This window comes from Parasediminibacterium schistidii, assembly GCF_046546515.1.
Taxonomy (GTDB): domain Bacteria; phylum Bacteroidota; class Bacteroidia; order Chitinophagales; family Chitinophagaceae; genus Parasediminibacterium.
On record NZ_JBKHKJ010000009.1, the window covers coordinates 126,066 to 146,191 of the forward strand.

16 protein-coding genes are annotated in these 20,126 nt (G+C 40.2%); 7 read left to right on the forward strand and 9 right to left on the reverse strand.

Going from position 1 to position 20,126, the window contains the following annotated elements; genetic code table 11:
• Window positions 1–69: 69 nt before the first annotated feature.
• The 6 genes from fbaA to ACHFIY_RS07315 all read left to right on the forward strand — a co-directional run bounded on the left by fbaA (window position 70) and on the right by ACHFIY_RS07315 (window position 4,856).
• The gene (fbaA, locus tag ACHFIY_RS07290) at window positions 70–1,137 is read left to right on the forward strand and encodes a class II fructose-bisphosphate aldolase (RefSeq protein ID WP_410845414.1); all 1,068 of its coding nucleotides are present in this window, start codon (window positions 70–72) and stop codon (window positions 1,135–1,137) included.
• Between the two features lie 146 nt (window positions 1,138–1,283).
• On the forward strand, window positions 1,284–1,490 hold the full coding sequence (locus tag ACHFIY_RS07295; RefSeq protein ID WP_410845415.1) for a hypothetical protein: 207 nt from the start codon (window positions 1,284–1,286) through the stop codon (window positions 1,488–1,490).
• A complete protein-coding gene (locus ACHFIY_RS07300; protein WP_410845416.1) occupies window positions 1,480–1,809 on the forward strand; it encodes a type II toxin-antitoxin system RelE/ParE family toxin in 330 nt (109 codons plus the stop codon). Before ACHFIY_RS07295 ends, ACHFIY_RS07300 begins: the two co-directional genes overlap by 11 nt.
• 853 nt (window positions 1,810–2,662) lie before the next feature.
• On the forward strand, window positions 2,663–3,589 hold the full coding sequence (gene accD, locus ACHFIY_RS07305; protein ID WP_410845417.1) for an acetyl-CoA carboxylase, carboxyltransferase subunit beta: 927 nt from the start codon (window positions 2,663–2,665) through the stop codon (window positions 3,587–3,589).
• A gap of 90 nt (window positions 3,590–3,679) precedes the next feature.
• Window positions 3,680–4,123 carry an SsrA-binding protein SmpB gene (gene smpB, locus ACHFIY_RS07310; RefSeq protein WP_410845418.1) on the forward strand — a complete coding sequence of 148 codons (444 nt, stop codon included), beginning with the start codon at window positions 3,680–3,682 and terminating at the stop codon, window positions 4,121–4,123.
• 184 nt (window positions 4,124–4,307) lie between these two features.
• Window positions 4,308–4,856: a hypothetical protein gene (locus ACHFIY_RS07315; RefSeq protein ID WP_410845419.1), complete on the forward strand. Its 549-nt coding sequence runs from the start codon at window positions 4,308–4,310 to the stop codon at window positions 4,854–4,856.
• Window positions 4,857–4,958: 102 nt separating this feature from the next.
• Here ACHFIY_RS07315 and ACHFIY_RS07320 read toward each other — a convergent pair whose 3' ends face one another.
• Window positions 4,959–8,957 (reverse strand): PKD domain-containing protein, encoded by a 3,999-nt coding sequence (locus tag ACHFIY_RS07320; protein ID WP_410845420.1) that lies wholly within the window; start codon window positions 8,955–8,957, stop codon window positions 4,959–4,961.
• Window positions 8,958–10,149: 1,192 nt separating this feature from the next.
• Complete coding sequence (locus tag ACHFIY_RS07325) at window positions 10,150–11,262, reverse strand: MraY family glycosyltransferase (protein ID WP_410845421.1); 1,113 nt, start codon at window positions 11,260–11,262, stop codon at window positions 10,150–10,152.
• Window positions 11,263–11,502: 240 nt separating this feature from the next.
• On the opposite strand from ACHFIY_RS07325, the gene ACHFIY_RS07330 reads away from it, so the two are divergent.
• A complete protein-coding gene (locus tag ACHFIY_RS07330) occupies window positions 11,503–12,336 on the forward strand; it encodes an energy transducer TonB (protein WP_410845422.1) in 834 nt (277 codons plus the stop codon).
• 93 nt (window positions 12,337–12,429) lie between these two features.
• Here ACHFIY_RS07330 and ACHFIY_RS07335 read toward each other — a convergent pair whose 3' ends face one another.
• From ACHFIY_RS07335 to ACHFIY_RS07365, 7 genes are all read right to left on the reverse strand, one after another.
• On the reverse strand, window positions 12,430–13,950 hold the full coding sequence (locus ACHFIY_RS07335) for an MFS transporter (RefSeq protein ID WP_410845423.1): 1,521 nt from the start codon (window positions 13,948–13,950) through the stop codon (window positions 12,430–12,432).
• 280 nt (window positions 13,951–14,230) lie between these two features.
• Window positions 14,231–14,893 carry a bifunctional 4-hydroxy-2-oxoglutarate aldolase/2-dehydro-3-deoxy-phosphogluconate aldolase gene (locus tag ACHFIY_RS07340; protein WP_410845424.1) on the reverse strand — a complete coding sequence of 221 codons (663 nt, stop codon included), beginning with the start codon at window positions 14,891–14,893 and terminating at the stop codon, window positions 14,231–14,233.
• A 202-nt stretch (window positions 14,894–15,095) separates the two neighbouring features.
• Window positions 15,096–15,548 carry a NanQ anomerase/TabA/YiaL family protein gene (locus tag ACHFIY_RS07345; RefSeq protein WP_410845425.1) on the reverse strand — a complete coding sequence of 151 codons (453 nt, stop codon included), beginning with the start codon at window positions 15,546–15,548 and terminating at the stop codon, window positions 15,096–15,098.
• A gap of 102 nt (window positions 15,549–15,650) precedes the next feature.
• Window positions 15,651–16,676, reverse strand: a complete 1,026-nt coding sequence (locus ACHFIY_RS07350; RefSeq protein WP_410845426.1) for a PfkB family carbohydrate kinase — start codon at window positions 16,674–16,676, stop codon at window positions 15,651–15,653.
• A 352-nt stretch (window positions 16,677–17,028) separates the two neighbouring features.
• Complete coding sequence (kduI, locus tag ACHFIY_RS07355) at window positions 17,029–17,859, reverse strand: 5-dehydro-4-deoxy-D-glucuronate isomerase (protein WP_410845427.1); 831 nt, start codon at window positions 17,857–17,859, stop codon at window positions 17,029–17,031.
• A gap of 129 nt (window positions 17,860–17,988) precedes the next feature.
• Window positions 17,989–18,759 carry an SDR family NAD(P)-dependent oxidoreductase gene (locus tag ACHFIY_RS07360; protein ID WP_410845428.1) on the reverse strand — a complete coding sequence of 257 codons (771 nt, stop codon included), beginning with the start codon at window positions 18,757–18,759 and terminating at the stop codon, window positions 17,989–17,991.
• Between the two features lie 411 nt (window positions 18,760–19,170).
• Window positions 19,171–20,097, reverse strand: coding sequence for an AraC family transcriptional regulator (locus ACHFIY_RS07365; protein WP_410845429.1), 927 nt, complete (start codon window positions 20,095–20,097; stop codon window positions 19,171–19,173).
• Window positions 20,098–20,126 lie beyond the last annotated feature (29 nt).

The following is a 20,126-nucleotide window of genomic DNA, read 5'->3' on the forward strand; positions in this document are numbered from 1 at the left end:
CAAGAAAGCCAAACTTCTCTTATATTGCAGCCTCATACATTTTATCCACCACTCATATCTTGTTTAAACATGAAAAAGTACAAACCAGGGGTTCTTTTTGGGGAAGAATTAGAAGCTCTTTTAAAGGATGCGAAAGAAAATGAATTTGCGTTGCCAGCCGTAAACACCATTGGCACCAACACCATCAATGCTGTTTTAGAAACTGCTGCAAAGGTAAATTCGCCTGTTATTATCCAGTTTTCTAATGGTGGCGCACAGTTTATAGCTGGCAAAGGCATGCCAAACGGCAACTACGAAGCCAATATAGCTGGTGGTGTATCCGGTGCTTTACATATACATAATGTAGCAAAATACTATGGCGTGCCAGTAGTGCTGCATACAGACCATGCTGCAAAAAAATGGTTGCCATGGATTAGCGGCCTTATAGATGCGGGTGAACAATTTTACAAAGAAAAAGGGCAGCCCCTGTTCAGCTCGCACATGTTGGATTTGAGCGAAGAAACTTTGGAAGAAAATATACATACTTCTGTAGAATTCTATAAAAGGATGAAACCACTAGGCATGGCCATAGAAATAGAACTAGGCGTAACTGGTGGCGAAGAAGATGGGGTTGATAATAGCGATGTAGAAAACGACAAGCTGTACACACAACCACAGGACGTTGCTTATTCTTTTAAAGAATTAAGCAAAGTGGGTAATCTATTCACCATTGCTGCTGCTTTTGGCAATGTGCATGGCGTTTACAAACCAGGCAATGTAGAACTTAGACCTATTATATTAAAAAATAGCCAAGACTATATACAAAAAGAACTAGGCTTGGGGCCAAAACCTGTTTACTTCGTGTTCCACGGAGGCAGCGGTTCCCCTCAAGAGCAAATAAGGGAAGCAATAGGCTATGGTGCTATCAAGATGAATATTGACACCGATTTGCAATGGGCTTTCTGGGAAGGCATTTTAAACAATTACAAAAAATACGAAGGTTACCTGCAAGGCCAGCTTGGCAACCCCGAAGGGGCCGATAAGCCAAACAAAAAGCATTACGACCCACGCGTATGGCTGCGCAAGGCAGAAGAAAGCTTCAGCAAACGCTTGGAAATAGCTTTTGAAGACTTGAACTGTATTAATAGGAATGCGTAATAAAGTCGTAAGTCATAAGTAGTTAGCCTGTTGTCTAGCTTTAGAATATTGAAAAGGAGATAATGGTTGTTTTCAACTGTTATCTCCTTTTTTTGATTTATTTATTCCTTAATTTTGAAATGTACAAAGCATTTATATTTTAAGCCATGAAAATATTACTAGATGTGCCAGATAAAAAGGCACAATCCATATTAGAAGTGTTGCAAAGCATTCCGAAAGTGAAGGCCAAGCAAATTACCGATGCAAAATCGGCAATAATGGAAGATATAAGGGAGGCAGTAGAAGAAATGAAACTAATTAGGGCAGGCAAAAAAGAAGCCCGCAACGCAGAAGATTTTTTAAATGGCTTATAATGTAAAATCAATTGACGTTTTTGAACGGCAGGCAAGTAAGCTGGTCAAAAAGTATGTTTCTTTAAAGAGAGAACTACTGGACACCATAGCAACTTTAAAAGAAAATCCAGTACAAGGTGCTGCAATTGGTAAAAACTGCTTTAAAATACGCATTTCTATTGCTTCTAAAGGAAAAGGCAAAAGTGGAGGAGCGAGGTTAATTACGCATTTTGTTGTAACCGATAAAACCGTTTACCTCTTATCAATATACGATAAATCAGAAAAAGAAAATTTGTCAGATAAAGAGTTAGTCGAATTGCTTAAAAATATTGCCATGTAGGGTTTAAGCCCTTCTTGAATCTTGTACTTTTTTATTGGGTGCATTTCAAAATTTTATTTTTTTGTTGTTTTCTATTGTGCAGAAACAGGATATATTTAATTTTATTTACCTAAGGAAGTCGCTTGACGTTTGAGATTCAAAAAGCATCCTATATGGGGGAAATTTGGGATACTCATGGGGGCATATTTCCCCCATATAGGATTTTTATTTTGGGCTTTATACGTATCAATGCCAACTTTACAGTAAAACAGTAACTAGCCACATTTGCTTTAGCTCCTGCCCAAGCTGGTAATTGGCTGGGGAAAATGATAATTCACCGTCAAAATCTTATCAGTCTATTATCAATAAATTATCAGTTTCTTATAATAAAACTATCATTCCATTATCAATGAATTATAATAAAATTCACTTAAATTATAATAAAAAAAGAGGCTTAAAAAATATAAACAACTGAATATCAATGAATTATAGGCAAAAAGGGAAATGGTAAAAAAAATAAATATCGGAAAAAGAAGAAAAAGCCATTTTAAATCTTCGCTTAGTTCTTCAATTTCCCCTCTTCCTTTCCCCATCTCCAATGGGAGAGGGCTGGGGTGAGGTTGAAGGGTTTATGCAGCTATTACCATCAATTATGTATGTTTTTGATAAATAAAAAAAGGGGAATATAAAGCGAAGATTTGAAATGCACCCAATCATTTTATCAGTGAGATAAACTTCTTTTTCTTGTCCTTCATCGTGTTTTGGTGCCTTTGTGGCAAAAAAGCCTCTTTGTGCCTTCGTGGCTACTTGCTTAAAATTGCACCTGTATCAAATTATCATTACCTTTACCGCCTTTGATTAGCATATTTTATACATGAAAAAAGAACATCTAGAAGATATGGATAATATTTTTACAGGTTTAGAAGAAGATTCGCACCAGGAAGAAACGGGGCGGCGAAGCTGGTTTAAACGCAGGAAAAAAGGTATCCTTACTTCTACTGCCGATAAAAAAGAAACACCCGAGGGCTTGTGGAACAAATGCCCGGAGTGCAACTTTATATCTACAACCACCGACCTGAAAGAAAACCTATTTGTTTGCACCAAGTGCAATTACCACCACCGCATAGGCAGCGACGAATACTACGACATACTTTTTGACGAGCAAGAATTTACTGAACTGTTCGACAATATAAAAAGCAAGGATTTTTTAAATTTTACCGATTTAAAAAATTACCAGAAACGCTTGGATGACATACACGCCAAAACCGATTTGAAAGACAGTATGCGTGTTGCCGTGGGCAAAGTAAATGGCGAGGAACTGGTAATAGCCTGCATGGATTTTGAATTTATAGGCGGTAGCCTTGGCAGCGTGATGGGCGAAAAATTTAGTCGTGCAGTTGACTATTGCTTGAAAAACAAACTGCCATACCTAGTAATAAGCAAGAGCGGTGGGGCTAGGATGATGGAAAGTGCCTTTAGCCTAATGCAATTGGCCAAAACTAGTGGCAAGTTATCACAACTAAGCGATGCCAAACTTCCATATTTCTCCCTGCTTACCGACCCTACTTTTGGAGGCATTTCTGCTAGCTTTGGTATGCTGGGCGACCTAAACTTTGCCGAACCCGGCGCTTTGATTGGTTTTGCAGGCCCGCGGGTAATAAAAGAAACTATTAAAAAAGACTTGCCTCCTGGCTTCCAGCGCAGCGAATTTTTGGTCGATCATGGTTTCCTCGATTTTATACAGGATAGGAAAACATTAAAAGCCAAATTGTCGCAATTGATTGCCCTATTTAGAAACTAAGTATCCTATTTTGAATTTTAAATTTTGCATTTTAAATTGGGCAAGCCAGTAATTCAAAATTCAAAATTCAAAATTTAAAATTCCGCTACCGTGACAAAAGAAATGAACAACAGGCAGGCCTATTTCAACTACGCCATAGAAGACAAATATGTGGCGGGCGTGGCATTGATGGGCACGGAGGTAAAAAGCATTCGGGAAGGCAAAGTAAGCTTTAACGATGCCTTTTGCCTGTTCGCCAACAACGAGCTTTGGGTGCGTGGGCTGTACATAGCCGAGTATAAATTAGGCACAACCAACAACCATATTTCTGTACACGACCGCAAGTTGTTGCTGCACAAAAAAGAACTTAAAAAACTAGAAGCCAAAACAAAGGAAAGGGGCTACACCATTGTGCCACTAAAAGTATTTTTTACAGAGGAGCATTTTGTTAAAATAGAAATAGGCCTTGGCCGTGGCAAAAAAGACCACGACAAACGCCAAACCATCAAAGAAAGGGATTCTAAAAAAGAGATAAAGCAGTATTTGTTGAAATAGGTGATTTGCCCTTTATTTGCAAAAACACCAAAATATTTAGCTGATGCAGCAATGCTTTAAACTGATATTCTTTTTTTGCCTAGCAATTACGCTCATTTCATGTTCCGAAATGCATGTTGCCCATAATTCCTCTAAATCATTTGGGTTTGATGATTATGAAACAACAGCAAAAACCCTGGCCATTATGCCCTTTACACTTTGGGTAGGTTCTAATGCCAATCCTAAACAAAATGCGGCGAATGCACAGCGAGAAGCAAAAGAGAAAAAAGCTTATGAAATACAGTCTTTGTATCAAAAATGGTTTGCAGAAAAAGAATATAAATACACCATTACCATTCAAAAAGCAAGAAAAACAGATTCCTTATTAAGGAAAGCCAATATTGGTTACGCTGATTTGTATGGGATAGACAAAGCCGCTTTGTGCAAATATCTTGGCGTAGATGGTGTTATGTTTGGTAGCATCACTATGTCTAACCCAGATTATGATTTTGGCACAGACCTAGGGTTAAATGCAGCTACCGCAATTGCTACTAACAGCAGTTTTGCCGTTGGCCAAAGTGCAAATAATGTTACCAATAGTATGTTTATCTACGATACAACAGGCCAAGTAATCTGGCAATATAAAAGTAAACAATGGGGACCTACCAATAATTCAGCCACGCTGCTAGCCAATAATTATTTTGAGGTTGTATCAAGGGAATTTCCCTTTAGGAAAAGAAAGAAAAACAATTAATCCTCTATTCTCTATTCTTATTTTACCCTTAAAATTTTGTGCATCTTTGTGTCTTCGTGCCTTCGTGGCAAATTAACCAAACTTGCTCCTAAGTAATAGGTTTTACCTAATTATCGTTACCGACCCACTCATTGTTTGCCGCCCATTTTTGGGCGAGATTATATAATAATATGTGCCTACTGGCAAAGGATTGCCATGGTATGTACCATCCCAAGGGGTATAGTAGCCTTCAGATTTATAAACCAGTTGGCCAGATCGGTCAAAAACCTGCACCACGGCATCGGGGTAGGCATCCAAGTTTTTTAGTTTCCAAGTGTCATTTCTTGTGTCTCCATTGGGCGAAAACACGTTGGGCACAGCAGGGGGGTGCAGTATAATCAGTGTGGTATGACCACTAGCAGGACAGCCAATGGTATCAGTAACCGTAAGGGTATAGCCCAAGGAATCTACATGGGGAAGAAATGGCAAAACTGCTATTGTAGCACTCGTGTCAGGGTTGCTGAGGTAATCAATAGGCAACCAACGATAAACAAGGGGAGTATCTGTTACTGCAAGTGGCTTTAGCACCACAGGGCTACCATCCAGCACATATACCTGATCTGCCAATGTTATAGACGGTGAAGGCAGCACTTTTATTGCTTGCCCGGCAGTATCTGCACAACCCACTTTTGTGGTGTATTTATATACTGTATAATAGCTGCCGGGGGCTAATGGTTGTGGATTAAAAATACCATTGCCGTTTACGCCCGTGCCAGAAAAAAGCGGAGTGCCATCGCCGCCGCTTTGCTCTAATACCAAGGGCAAAAGGCTAATGGGATCTGAACCAGTGCAAATCCTTTTCACTGGCGAAAACGCTACTTCTGGGCTTGGGTTTAATGTTATATCCTGCGTGGCATCATTGCTGCATACCCCACCGGAATATACCGCTACCCTTATGGTATATTGTTTTGCACTAGGTGATGTTGGCGGCAAAGCTGGATACAAATGGCTAAACTGCTGCCCGGTAATGGGGTTTTCGTACACGTCTTTTACTGTTGGTTTATTTGCATTGTCCCAATAAACTTCCAGCTTGGTAATTGTGCCAAAATCGGGGTTTGTAGAATTATTGATAATGGTAACCGAGTCTTTGCTGCACAATATGTTTGATTGGCTAGGGCTTTGTTTTAGTACAAAACTAGCCGAAGGGTTTGTGCCATTTACCACAAACAATTGTGTTTTCACAGCCACGCAGCCTTTGCTAGATGTTACAGTATCGCTTACAAAATAATTGCCCACTTGGCTGTACTTTACCTGCTGGATTGATTGGTGTGATGATGTTGGCAATGCAGATGCGCTGCCAAAATTCCAGCTATAGGCAAGTTGCTCTGAAGGATCTGCAATGGAAGAAGTATCCTTAAAATTGGCAAAAGCATCGTTCAGGCAAATTTCAGGCACGGTAAATCCTACATTAGGCAACGGGTTGATGGTGATTGTTTTTTGCATTTTTGTGCTTTTGCAGCCTTTGCTATTTTCTACCATTAGCTGCACCGTATAGCTGCCTGTGGTGGTATAGGCATTTGTAAATGTATTGCCGTTAGTGGTGTCTATCTGCCTGCTATTGCCCATATCCCACTGCCAGCGTGTGATATTGCCCACATTGGGCAAGCTATTGTCGTCAGTGAAAGCAATGGGCTTTGTTTCGCAATATGGGGCAGCAGCAATGGTAAAAGCTGCTTGCGGCAATGGGTTGATAACAATAGGTTTTGTAACCGTGTCGCTGTAGCACCCTGCATTGTTAATGGAGTATAAGGCAATAGGGAATTGATTGGCTGCTGAATATGCTTTTGCTGGGTTTTGCAAGGTGTCGGTTGTGCCATCCCCAAAAGTCCAGAACCATTTTGTTATATGCAAGCCATTATTAATGCTCTGGTCTATTGGGCGAACAGTATCAAGCATACATGCCTCTGCTGGAAGGGAAAAAGCCGTGGCCGGCCTTTGAAAAATATGCAGGGTATAAGCAATGGGCAAAACAGCCTGGCAACCATTGCTATCCACTAAATTAGTAATAGTATAAGTAGTGGTAGCTGTTGGCGACACAAAAAACATAAAAGGCGACACGGTAATATTGCTAACAGTGGTTGTTTGTACGCCATCGGAATAGGCCAACTGCCATGGGGCTTTGCCCGTTAACGAAATGCTCACTGCTTTTTGCTTGCCTATGCACAAACTGTCGCCGCCACTAAAAACAGCAGTGGGCAATTGATTTACAAATACCGTGGCCGATGTGCCAGGTTTATTTGTTACTGCCCCAGTGTTGCAAGGCGTGGCATCAGTAAGGTTAATGATGCTATAGGTTGTAGTTTGTGATGGTGCTACTGAAAAACTATAAGTCGATGAAGGAATATTAGTAATTGTATCATTTTTGCTACCGTCAGTATAAATCATTTTCCACGGTGCTTTGCCTGTTAGCGACACGGTTAGTGTTGCTGTATTGCCTAAGCAAACGATGTCATTTTTACTAAATGCTGCCGTTGCCAAAGGATAAATGGTAATATGCACGCTGTCGGTAAAATTGCCGCAACCCTGCACATTGGCTGTTACTATATAAGTACCCGAATTAGCTGGTTGTGCATTGGTTATGCTAGGGTTGTAGATAGTGCTGCTAAAGCCTAGCGGGCCTCTCCAGTTGTATTGTGTATTGGGGTATTGGTTGGCCTGCAACTGAATGTTTTTATTGTCGCATACATTGCTCACAGGTATTGGAGCAAGGCTGCCTAAGCCATAGTTGGAAAAATAGCCTAAGCGGGTACCTGTACCAACGGCACCATTTAAAAAGCCAATATGGAATAAGCCAGAGGTATTTGAAACACTTGTAACTGCCCCAGCAAATACTACATTGTTTATATTGGGTAAATTAGCTGTTGTTATCCTTGCCACTTTCCATATACCATTTGTACCTGACACATCTTGGAACATACTAGCGGTAATGATGCCTGCAGCCCCGTTCACCAAAAAATTATTTACTTCTGTTTGCTTGCACAATACATTTAGCTGAAAATACTCTGTGGTTGATCGCACAAAAGAAACATTTTGCGAACCCGTGCACTCTATGCCGGGTAATGATGTAGCCGCTACTTCTTGCTGTACACCTGTCAATTGCAATACATACACAGGGTTGTCTGTGGCAATATACGCATTGGCATCCGTGAATGCGCCTTGGTACGACTGCCCCCTATTGATTTTAGCCATGGCAGTGCCATTTACAGAAACAGTAGTATTGTCACTAATAGCCCATACAAAAAAATAATCGCCATTGTTGTTTGGGGGGTTATTCAAATCGCCCCTTACTAAAATAAATTGATTGCCAGCTATTGCTTCTGGCACAATTTGGTCGCCAATTAAGTCGTAATGCGTACCAAGCTGTACCGAGTCGTCAAAAATGGTAACACAGATTGGCTTGTCCGATTTCACGGCACTGCCACCCAAATGCCCCCCTGCGGCAATGCTAGCAGCAATGACAGCATAGGACTGCCCTTTGTTCAGCGTTATGGAAAATGGCACTCCAGCAAGGTGCCCAATGGAATCTGGCTTAGTAAGCGTAACGGTAACGGTAGTATTGTCTTCTGTTGCAACAATCACAAACCCGTTTTTTGCGGGCGGGTTCAGCTTGTCTTTATCATTAAAAAGTGTTTGTGCTGGTATTAAAAAAGAATAACCAGTAGCTATTTTTCCTTTTAATGGGAAAATTTCTGGGTTGTGTACTTTGCCCACTTCATAATAAGCAGAAATGGTGGCCGTGGCAGCTATTTTAATACCATAGTTTAATACAGTATTGCCAGGCTTGTTTTCTATTAAATCTATTTGCGTGGTAAGGTCAACAGTGGTAGCACTGTTTGCGCTTAAATGAAAGCTATAGGGCACAAAGGAAGGGTTAGCAGGTTCTGAAATGCTAATGTCTGCTGGCTGGTTGTAAGTAGCCATGCGCACCACAATAGGCTTGTTCTCATGTCCTGGCGTTACGGCAGGGGCAGCAAACCAAAATGTAGTGTCAGCTTGGGCATTTGCGCTAAACATTGCCAGAAAGGCAAGTAACAAACCAGCAAACTGCCTTGTAATATTCATAATAAATGGAAATGAATGTGTGCCTGACAAATTTACAAGGTAAAAGTTTAACGATTGTTAATGAAAAAACAAGGGTGCATAAAAGTTTTTCGCTTTTTAGTGAAAAAAAACCCTAGTACCACCCTGCCCGCCACTTATCCCAAAAAGCCGGAACAAACACCCCACGGGCAAGAAGATGGGATGCAAAACGAGAACACTTATACAATTTCTACCCTATTACTTTTTCTAGGTTTTTTATTAAAATAGTTTCAGGTTTGACAGTTTTCGGTCTTTTTTCCTATTTGCGATTTTTTGAAAAATCGTTCTCAGGTCTTTAAGTCATTGATTATCAATAATAACGGCAAAATTTTATGCGTATTTTGTGCCTATTTTTGGAGTAATTTTTGCCTATTTTTTGCCTATTTTATGCTCATTTTGTGCGTACTTTCTGCGTAATTTACAGCCATCAATACAAGGTTAATTTTTTAAGCTAAAACTATCTTAATATTAATAAAAAAAGAACTTTGATGCAAGTACTGGTTGATAGCTCGTAAAATACATTTAGCTTGGGTTTTTAGCAAGTGCATTTCTGGCACAAAGATAAGGTTTTTAAAGATTGGGGAATATCGCCACAAAGCTAAAACTCCTATACAACCAATTAGACACCAATGCACAAATAGCACTAATTTTTTTATTAATTGGTTGTTTTTAGCTAAACACCAGTTGCTTGTAGGGAGACTTTTATGCACCCAAAAAAAGGCTTGATAGATTTTTCGTAATATGCCTATTATATAACCCCGTTATTTCACGGGTTTAAAAAACCGTAGTTCCACGGATTGCGTGTTAGAAGAATAGCTTCTACATTTGTTATTCCTATAAAAGCCTAATCTTTGTTTCATTACGTGGGGTATGAAGCTAGGATGCAAAAAGGCTCCAGGTGTAAAAGCATGTAGCCTTTGTTGTCAATCGAAACAAACAGCATACAGTAAATTTAAAAGGCGGCACTTTTCTAGGTGCTGCCTTAATTATTTTTTTTGCTATTTAATAGTTTTTTAAAAATATAATGTGCTAATTGCCAAAAAAATAGCCAAGAAGGCAGGAAAAAACGAAGAGATACAAAGAAAAATATAACGGCTATCGTATGATACAAAGTTCTCGCTTTTCTTCTTTCCTTTGTGCCACTTTGAACCTTCGTGGCCATTAATTTTAATTTTTACTTGGCATTCTTAATCACGCCAATGGCGTCATCCTTTTTACCAAAATCCTCTTTCCTTACCACGGATAATTGTTGATGTGGCCTTTTCTTAGTTTTTGTAAGTATAAACACGCCACAAAAAAACAATGCTATTTGCAGCAATATTACTTTGGTGCACCCTAAAGGAAGCGCAAAATAAGTAGCTACTATAAATAAAATGGCTACTGATACCAAGGTAAACAGTATTTGTTTATGATTGAAGCCCCTGTCTAGCAGCAGGTGGTGCAAATGATTTCTGTCTGGCGAAAAGGGCGATCGGCCATGTAGTATCCTGATGCCAAATACCCTTAAAGTATCTAAAAGCGGCACCAGCAGTATGCCAAAACCCATGGCAGGGGATGTTTGTTTGGGTATATAAACGCTGGCTGCAGCTGTTTCTACAAAATGGATTACTAAAATAGCGTTGATTAGGCCTACAAGCATAGATCCCGTATCACCCATGAATATTTTAGCTGGAGAGTAGTTATATATTAAAAAAGCAAAAAGGCTAGCCGCCAATACAAAGCCCATCAAGGCATAAAACAAATCACCGTTAAGGTAGAAAAATGTACCAAACACCGATGCGGTGAGGATGCCTAAGCTACCAGCAAGCCCATCTATGCCGTCAATCAGGTTAAAGGCGTTCATTATCACAATAATAGTAGTGAGTGTAAGCAGGTAACTAAAAGACTCAAGTATATAGGTAACCCCCATGAAGCCATACATATTCGTTAGTACAAGGTTTGCCTTGAATATGAGGATAATAGAAACAATAAGCTGCCCTAATAATTTTTTCATGGGGCGGAGCTTTAGGATATCGTCTTTTACCCCGTAGAAGAAAACTACTAGGAACGATGCATAATAATATTGTAATTGTTTATCTACAGCACTAATATGTACCGTGAGCAAAAGGCCCATCATAAAACCAATAAAAATACCCAGCCCACCCAAGGAGGGTATCGGTTTTCTATGCACTTTGCGCTCATCGGGGTGGTCGTATAGCTTTATCTGGTCAGCTAGTTTAATAATAATGGGCATAGCATAAAAACTAATGATAAATGCTATGATAACACCAATAATAATATTGCCCATGGATTGTAATTTATTGTTTTTTTAATGGCAAGGCGTTGAAACGCTGGGGTATAAATTCACTGTGAAAGTATTATTTTTTTACCAAAAATATAAGAACAAAAATTGAACCAGTTGCAAATTCGCTTCATTGTATTATATAAACCGCTTGGAGTATGGCATTATTAGTTCAAACCATTCTTATGGGCAAACACCTTTATGGAAAATATGTATGGCAGTATCTCATTTAAAAAATATATTGCCATGAACAAGAACATGATTTTAACTGCCGATGTCTTAGACATTATTTTTGATGGGAGGAACAAAGCCTACGGTGCTTACAACCTCCGCAAAACCTATAGCAAGAGGGTTGCCTATGCTTTGCTAGGCACATTTTCTATTTGCTTAGCACTTTTTTTGGGTATTGTGCTTGCCAATTCTTTCCACAAGAACAAACCCGTTATGGAAATATCGGACATGTTTACACTAAAGGAATTGCCGTCAGAAGCCCCCAAAGCCATCCCCCCACCCCCACCCCCACCAATGCCCAAGGTAGAGCAAACCCAAGTGGATATAAAACAGTTTACGAAGCCTCAAATTGTAATAGACGACCAAGTAAAAGAAACGCCACCCGAATTAAAAGAACTGGAAAAATCGGCCATTGGCGATTATAATAAAGAGGGTATAAAAGGAGATGAGATTGTTGCACCGCCCATTGAAACCAAAGGGACAGGGCTGGTAGAAGCACTCGCGAAGAAAGCAATTGATGAAGACCCACAGTTTACATCCGTGCAGATAGAAGCGGAGTTCCCAGGCGGGAGGGATGCCTGGCGAAAGTTTCTGGAAAAGAACCTGAAACAGGAACTGCCTGCCGAAAGCGGTGCGCCTCCTGGCAAATACACTGTGGTGGTTTCTTTCCTAGTAGATAAAAATGGCAATGTTAGCGATGTGGTTGCCGAAAACGACCCAACCTATGGCACTGCCTCAGAAGCAGTAAGGGTAATTAAAAAAGGCCCATCTTGGAAACCTGCCATCCAAAACGGCAGAAATGTCGCTTACCGTATGCGGCAGGCCATTTCCTTTATAGTATCTGAGTAGTAGCCAAAGCATTTTAAAATTGACTAAACAATAAAAGCTGCCCAAATAATGAGGCAGCTTTTATTGTAACTATAAATTGAGAAATTTAATCTTTTACAAATCTGTAATGGGGCTAAACTTAGGCACAAAGGCTTTCATGATGCCCCATGCAATTAAATAGGCCAATGCACATACTGTAAACATGATACCATAAGCAACGGAAACGTTTGAAGAAATGAAATGCCTCGCTTCTGCAAGCATGTTCGTATCTATCAGTACACTTTTTAGGTTATCCATTTTTACCTTATCCAAAGGAATAGCTGTAGTAGCTTTGATAAGACCTGCATTTGCTGCTTCCATTACTCCTTTTATACGGTATTTATCTTCAAGCCCACCAGCAAGTAATTGAACCAGAACACCACCTAGGCCGCCTGCTGCTGCCCCAATTCCTGTAACAGAACCTACTGCTTTCTTAGGGAACATATCTGATACAGTAGTAAACAAATTTGCACTCCATGCCTGGTGGGCAGCCCCTCCAATACTAATGACGGCAACAGCAGCTACAATACCAAAACTAGCAGCATATTGTGTACTTAATAATAATAATGGTGCAAAAGCAATAATCAATAAAGCCGTCATCCGGGCTTTGTAGGTTTGCCATCCTTTATTCATAAAAATCATTGGGATAGAACCCCCAAAAATGGATCCTACAATAGCTACCCCATAAACGATAAAGGTAGAAATCATTACCGTATGCTTGGTTGTAATAGGATCCATTCCTACACAGAATTGCTGTTTGATGTAAGTAGGTAGCCAGAATAACAAGAACCACCAAATACCGTCAGTCATGAATTTGCCGAAAACAAATGCCCATGTTTGTCTATAAGTAAGCATTTTGTACCAAGGTACTTTTTCTTTTGCTACTTGGGTTACTACTTCTACTTCATCGCCACTGTGTATGTAGTCGTATTCTGCTTGACTCATTTTCCCTTTAGCAAGTATTTCTTTTGGGGTACCATAAAGAATACTCCAGAAAAACAACCATACAAAACCAATAAACCCGGTAATGATAAAAGCCATCTGCCAACCATGGAATATACCTAAGAAAAGGCCATGGCCTTCGGACGGGTTCCAAGTAGAGAGAATTAAAGGTATAATTAGGGCACAAATCATTGCACCCATATTAGAACCCGAATTAAATATACCCGTAGCCAATGCACGCTCTTTTTTAGGGAACCATTCTGCTACTGTTTTAATGGAAGCGGGAAAGTTTCCTGCTTCACCAGCACCAAAAATTGCCCTTGCCACATTGTGCGCCCACAAGCCAATGCCCATAAAAGCACTGGAGATGCCTGCAACAGACCATAAAATAAGAGAAGCGGCCAGCCCTTTTTTAGTGCCAATTTTATCAATGATAAAACCTGCAAATAAGGTAAACCCTGCATAGAAGCCTGTGAAAATAGCTGTTAAATAGGAAAAATCAGTAGAAGACCATCCAAATCCGTTAGGCTGTGCTGTACAGAAATAATCTTTTAAATAGCCAATTACATTTCTATCCATGTAATTGATAGTAGTAGAAAATAATAGCAAGGCAGCAATAGTCCACCTGTATTTTCCCATTTGTTCTTTAGTCATATATGCAGCTTATTAATTGATAGTTTATAATTGACAATTGATATAAAGGCGAAAATTAGCATTAAAATCTTATTAAAATGTATATTACCCTAAATCAATTTTACAACTATCGGTTTTCAACTTAACCTATCAAATATCCATCAGCAATTATCAATTATTCATTCAAATTAAGGGTTGCCAACCTTTAAAAGCTTGGCAACCCTACTATTACAGAGTAGCAATGGAAAAAAATATACCCCTTCAATTATCAACTATTAATTATCAATTGTCAATTATAAAGCTATCCTTTTACGGTTTTGATAAGTGCCAACGTATCAACAGTCAATTTTGTGAGCGTGCCATAGTCTTTTTGCTCCATCAATTTTTTGCTGATTAGCTTGCTGCCCATGCCTACTGCACACACACCTGCTTTGTACCAGCCAGAAATACTTTCTATTGTAGTATCTACACCACCAGTAGGCATAAAGTAAAGGCTAGGGAAAATATCTTTGATGCTGCTCAAAAACTCTGGACCCAACATATTGCCTGGGAATAGTTTAATAAACGTAACGCCTGCATTTTCTGCGGCGATAATTTCTGTTGGGGTCATGCAACCTGGCGCATACAACATATCAATAGTATCTGCAAACTCAGCTACTTCTTTTACAAAACCTGGGCTAACAATAAAGTCAGCTCCAGCTTCTACATATACTTCTGCTTGTTTCAGGTTTTTGATGGTGCCGATACCCAATTTCAAACCTGGCAATTCGCTATCCCTCAAGGCTACTAACTTACCAAAATTCTTTAATGCTGCTTCGCCACGGTTGGTATATTCCACCGCACGGATACCTGCGTTGTAAATGGTTTTTAAAATATCGATGCTTACTGTTTCGTCTGCATTAAAATAAAGTGGCAACATGCCTTGTTCTATAATCAGGCTGATTATTTCTTGTTTCTTGCTCATAATGATGATGATTTAATTAAAATGGTGGAATGATTTAAAACAAGATTTGGCAACCCTTTTTTAAGTTGCCAAATCTTGTTTATTGCCTTTTGGTTGCATAAAATTTTCGCTTCAAAAAATAGACCTCACCCCAACCCCTCTCCAAAGGAGAGGGGCAAAAGCGAAAACCTTTATGCTCCCTTCGTGCCTTTGTGGCAAGAACCTATATTTTTACTTTAATAACCAGTTTTTTTATCGGCCCTTCGCCAATGCCGGGTGCATGTACGTCTTCTGGGAATAAAATAACAAATTGCCCATTGGTAACTTGGAAAGTCATGTCTGGGGCATCACTGTAAAAACTTACGTCTTTATCAGGGTTGTATTCCCCTTTTGGCGATACGCATTTTTCACGGGGTTTCCAAGCCATTGCTTCTGTACCGTTTATGCAAACCTGGATGTCGATATGCTTATCGTGGCACTCAAACTTAGCAATAGATTCCTCAGCAGTAACGCCAGGCTTATTGGAAATGATTGCTTTTAAATTATCGCCATCAATTTCATATTTGCCATCTGCAGTGGCAGCAAGGTCTGTGGTAGTAATATATTCAAATGCTTTTGCAAACAATGGATGCACTGCAAAGTATTTCGGTGCATTTTGTATAGTATCTATTATCATTGTCTTTTATTTTAAGGTAAAAGGTGTAGGGCGTAAGGTGTAGGGTATAGGAACTGCCCTACCTTAAACCCTAAACCCTCTACCTTACACCTAAATTATTAACTATCGTTGCACCCTTCCGCTTCCATCACCTTTTACTATGCCCATTACTTCTTCTACGGTTACTTGGTTCAAGTCGCCATGAATGGTATGTTTCAAAGCACTAGCTGCTACGCCAAACTCGGCTGATTCAGCCATTGTTTTTCCGCTTACAAGGCCATAGATAAAGCCGCTTGCAAAGCTGTCGCCACTACCAACACGGTCCACAATGCGAACTTCGTATTCTTTTGTATGGTAAAATTCAGTGCCATCATATACCAATGCACTCCAGCCATTATCAGAAGCACTGTGGCTTTCGCGAAGGGTAGAAGCGATGTATTTGAAACCAAACTTAGCTTGCATTTGCTTGAAAACGCTTTTGTAGCCATCTAGGTTTAATTCGCCTTTGGTTACGTCAGTGCCTTCAGATTTGAAACCTAGTGTAGTATCTGCATCTTCTTCATTACCAATACAAACATCTACATACTGGCAAAGCTTTGTCATTACTTCCCTTGCTTTTTCTTTGCTCCACAATTTTTTACGGTAGTTAAGGTCAATACTGGTAGTAATGCCTTTTGCTTTAGCCGCTTTTAAAGCCTCCAATGTAAGTGCGGCAGCTTTATCGCTCAATGCTGGTGTGATACCAGTAGTATGAAACCAGTCAGCCCCTTCAAATATTTTATCGAAATCAAATTCAGAAGCATCTACATCTGCAATTGCAGCGCCAGCACGGTCATAAATAACTTTACTAGCACGCATTGAAGCACCCGTTTCCAAGAAATAAATACCAATCCTGTCGCCACCCCTTGCAACAAATTGTGTATCAACGCCATAACGACGAAGGTGGTTGATAGCTGCCTGCCCTAAAGCATCTTTAGGCACTTTAGACACGAAACGGCCTTCTAGGCCATAATTACAAATAGCGGCAGCCACGTTTGCTTCGCCGCCACCATAGGTAACATCGAAACTGGTTGACTGCTCAAAACGCTGGAAACCGGGGGTAGATAAACGCATCATTATCTCACCCAGTGTTACTACTTTCTTACTCATTGTTTTTGTTATTGTGGAATTGTGATTAAAAGACTTTATTGGCCTGAATTAGCAATTTTTAGCGTGCAAAGATGCAGGGTATTTTCAGTTCAACCATCCTGAAATTTTCCTGCAACCATCCTGAAATCTAAACTTTACCACAAGGGACACAAAGGATTTGCACAAAGCACACTAGTAAAAATTGATTTATTGGCTGCACCTTACACTCAAAGGACACAAGGTTTATGCGGCAACACTGCTTATTTTTTTAGCGTTTGTGAAAACGCTTTGTGTCCTTTATCTCCCAATTTCCTTTTGTACATTGTGTTTACTATCCCTTGTGTACCTTGTGGTAAAAACATCCTAACCAAAATTATTTCAAGCTGGCAATTGGGGCTGGATCCATATCTGTAAACTCCTTGTTTTCGCCAGCCATAGCCCAGATAAAACCATAGTTTGCCGTTCCGCTGCCAAAGTGTACAGACCATGGTGCTGCTATTACTGCCTCGTGGTTGGCCATGATTAAGTGCCTTGTTTCCTGTGGTTCGCCCATCATGTGGAACACACGTTGTGTTTCAGCCACGTCAAAATAAAAATAGACTTCCATGCGACGGGTATGGGTGTGTGGTGGAACTGAATTCCAAACACTACCTGGATCTAATACTGTAAGCCCCATTACCAACTGGCAACTTTGTATGCCATCGTTGTGGATGTATTTATAGATAGTCCTTTTGTTGGAAGTAGAAATATCGCCCAATGCTACCGGTGCTGCTTGTTCTTTTGTAGATTTTGAGTTAGGGTAAGTATGGTGCGCTGGGGTTGACAATAAGAAGAAATCGGCTGGGGTAGCAGCATCGGCAGAAGTAAAAAACACCTCTTTAGTGCCTTTGCCTAAATAAAGGGCATCTAGTTTTTCCAACTCATATTGCACGCCATCAGCCTCTACCTTTCCTTTACCACCTACATTTATAATGCCTATTTCCCTTCTTTCTAGGAAAAAATTGGCTCTTAACTCAGGTTCATTTGGCAATTGCAATTTTTGGGTAACTGGCTTTGCACCACCAATTATTACCCTGTCGTAATGCGAATACACCAATTTAAGGGTATCGCCTGCTAAAATGCCATCTACTAAAAAATTCTCACGCAACTGCTTGGTTGTCATGGTACTCACCTCTTTCGGGCTATTTTGAAAACGAACCTCCATAATAATTAGGAATTATAAATTAAGAATTAGGAATTGCATACTGCGAATTATAAATTAAGAATATGAATTAAGAGTAGGAGTCTTCACGTTTTAAAATTCCTAATTCCTAATTCTCAATTCCTAATTTATTTACCTCCCCATCCACCCGCCATCCACGATAAGGATTGTGCCATTTACATAGTTGGCTGCTGGTGAACTAAGGAATACAACTGGGCCTTTAAAATCTTCAGGCTCGCCCCAGCGGCCTGCCGGTATCCTGCTAAGGATAGATTTGCTCCTTTCTGCGTCTTCCCGCAAAGCTTGTGTATTATCGGTAGAAATATAACCTGGTGCAATGCCGTTTATGTTCACGCCTTTGCCAGCCCACTCGTTAGCAAATGCTTTTATTAAACTACCCAAAGCTGCCTTGCTTGCTGCATACCCCGGCACCAAGATGCCACCCTGAAAAGTAAGCAAGGAGCAGGTAAACACAATCTTCCCTTCGCCACGGGCGATCATGTCTTTGCCAAATTCACGGGCAAGTATGAATTGGGCGTTCAGGTTAATGTTGATTACCTTGTCCCACATATCATCCGGGTGTTCTGCAATAGGTGTCCTAAGGATTGTACCCGCATTGTTAATCAAAATATCTATTTGCCCCTCGTTGGCTTTCACTTTTTCTATAAAAGCATAGATAGATGCCCTGTCGCCCAAGTCGCACTGATATGCCTTGAACGTGCCGCCAGCAGCTACCACTGCTTTTTCCACATCGCTGCCTTCTGGTGCCAACCTGCTAGATACGCCAATAATATTGGCACCAGCCTCTGCAAGGCCAACTGCCATTGCAAGGCCAATACCGCTGCTGCAACCTGTAACCAAGGCAGTTTTACCTGTTAAATCAAAACTGTTTTTTATGCTCATAATTGTTGTGTATTTGTAATAAGATTTGTTTCTGTAAAAGACTTATCCAAAATGGCGGTTAGAAGATAAAATAGTTGGTTTTCACTGCAAAAATTAAATGATTAAAACAAATGGCCATGTTACTATTACCTAAATCGGCACTAGCGGAGCATACAATCGAAATAGCAGCTACAAACATATTAAGAAACCACAAGTAAAAGCGTTTTTTTGCTAAAGAATTAGCAGGATAGTTCAAAAAAAAGCCGTTTCTGTACAACCTTTTTTTTAGGGAACGATGCCACAAAGGTTTTTTGCCATAAGGCACGAAGGCTCAAAGCATCACGAAGGAGGTAAAGAAGAAAAAAGAAAAAGATAATGGTGATTTTCATTTTGCTTCTTTGCGTTTTCGTGTCTTTGTGGCGATAAAAAATCTTAGCTTTCCTCTCCCCGTTCATGGAACGCCTCGGCATGGTAGCGGCTTAGTTTTACTTCTTGGTAATATTTTCGGTGCTGCATGGGTGTTTTTCCAATAATGGCCTTGAAATGGCGGTTAAAATTTGAGAAATTATTGTAGCCGCTTTCAAAGCATATTTCCGCAACGCTTTTACTGGTTTCTGCCAACAGCTTGGCGGCATGGCCTATGCGCACTTCAATCAGGAACAGCGAAAAAGTTTTCTTCAGCCTCGACTTAAAATACCTGCAAAAAGCCGTGGGTGTCATGTGTGCTACCTTGGCTATTTTTTCTAATGGTATCTCGTGGTGGAAATTTTTAAGTATATACTGGTAAATGGTATTGATGCGGTTGGTTTCATCAGGCGAAAAATCGAATGCAATATCTTTCTCCGAAACGGGCTTTGTCTGGGTGGAATTTGCAATAATGTCCAATATATTCAACAACAACCAAATACGTTTGGTCCCATTGCTTTTTAATAGTTGTTCCAGCAGTAGGGCCACTTCCTCCTTGGTTTCATCTTTTATGCGCACAGCACGGTTTGCTTTTACAAACAGCAAATCCGCCAACAAGCTGTTCTCCGGCAGCTTAAAAAAATCTGCCCCAAGGCACTCGGGCAAGAAATGCACAACGATAGACTCCATTTTTAGGGTAGAGCCTTTTTCCATGTAGCAATCATCGCTTTTCCACAGGTGAGGTAGGTGCGGCCCCAGCAAAATCATGTCCCCCGCCTTGAAGTGGTGTACATGGTTGCCGATAAACTGCCTGCCTATACCTTTTAATATATAGATAAGCTCTATCTCGGGGTGGTGGTGCCATTTGTTGTAAAAATAAGGCAGCACATCGTGCCGCACGCTGAACGAATGCTCGGGCTTTAAATGTATTTTTAAAAGTGCCGGTGTTTTCAAAACTGGTGTTTTATTGTTTTTTCTTTTTT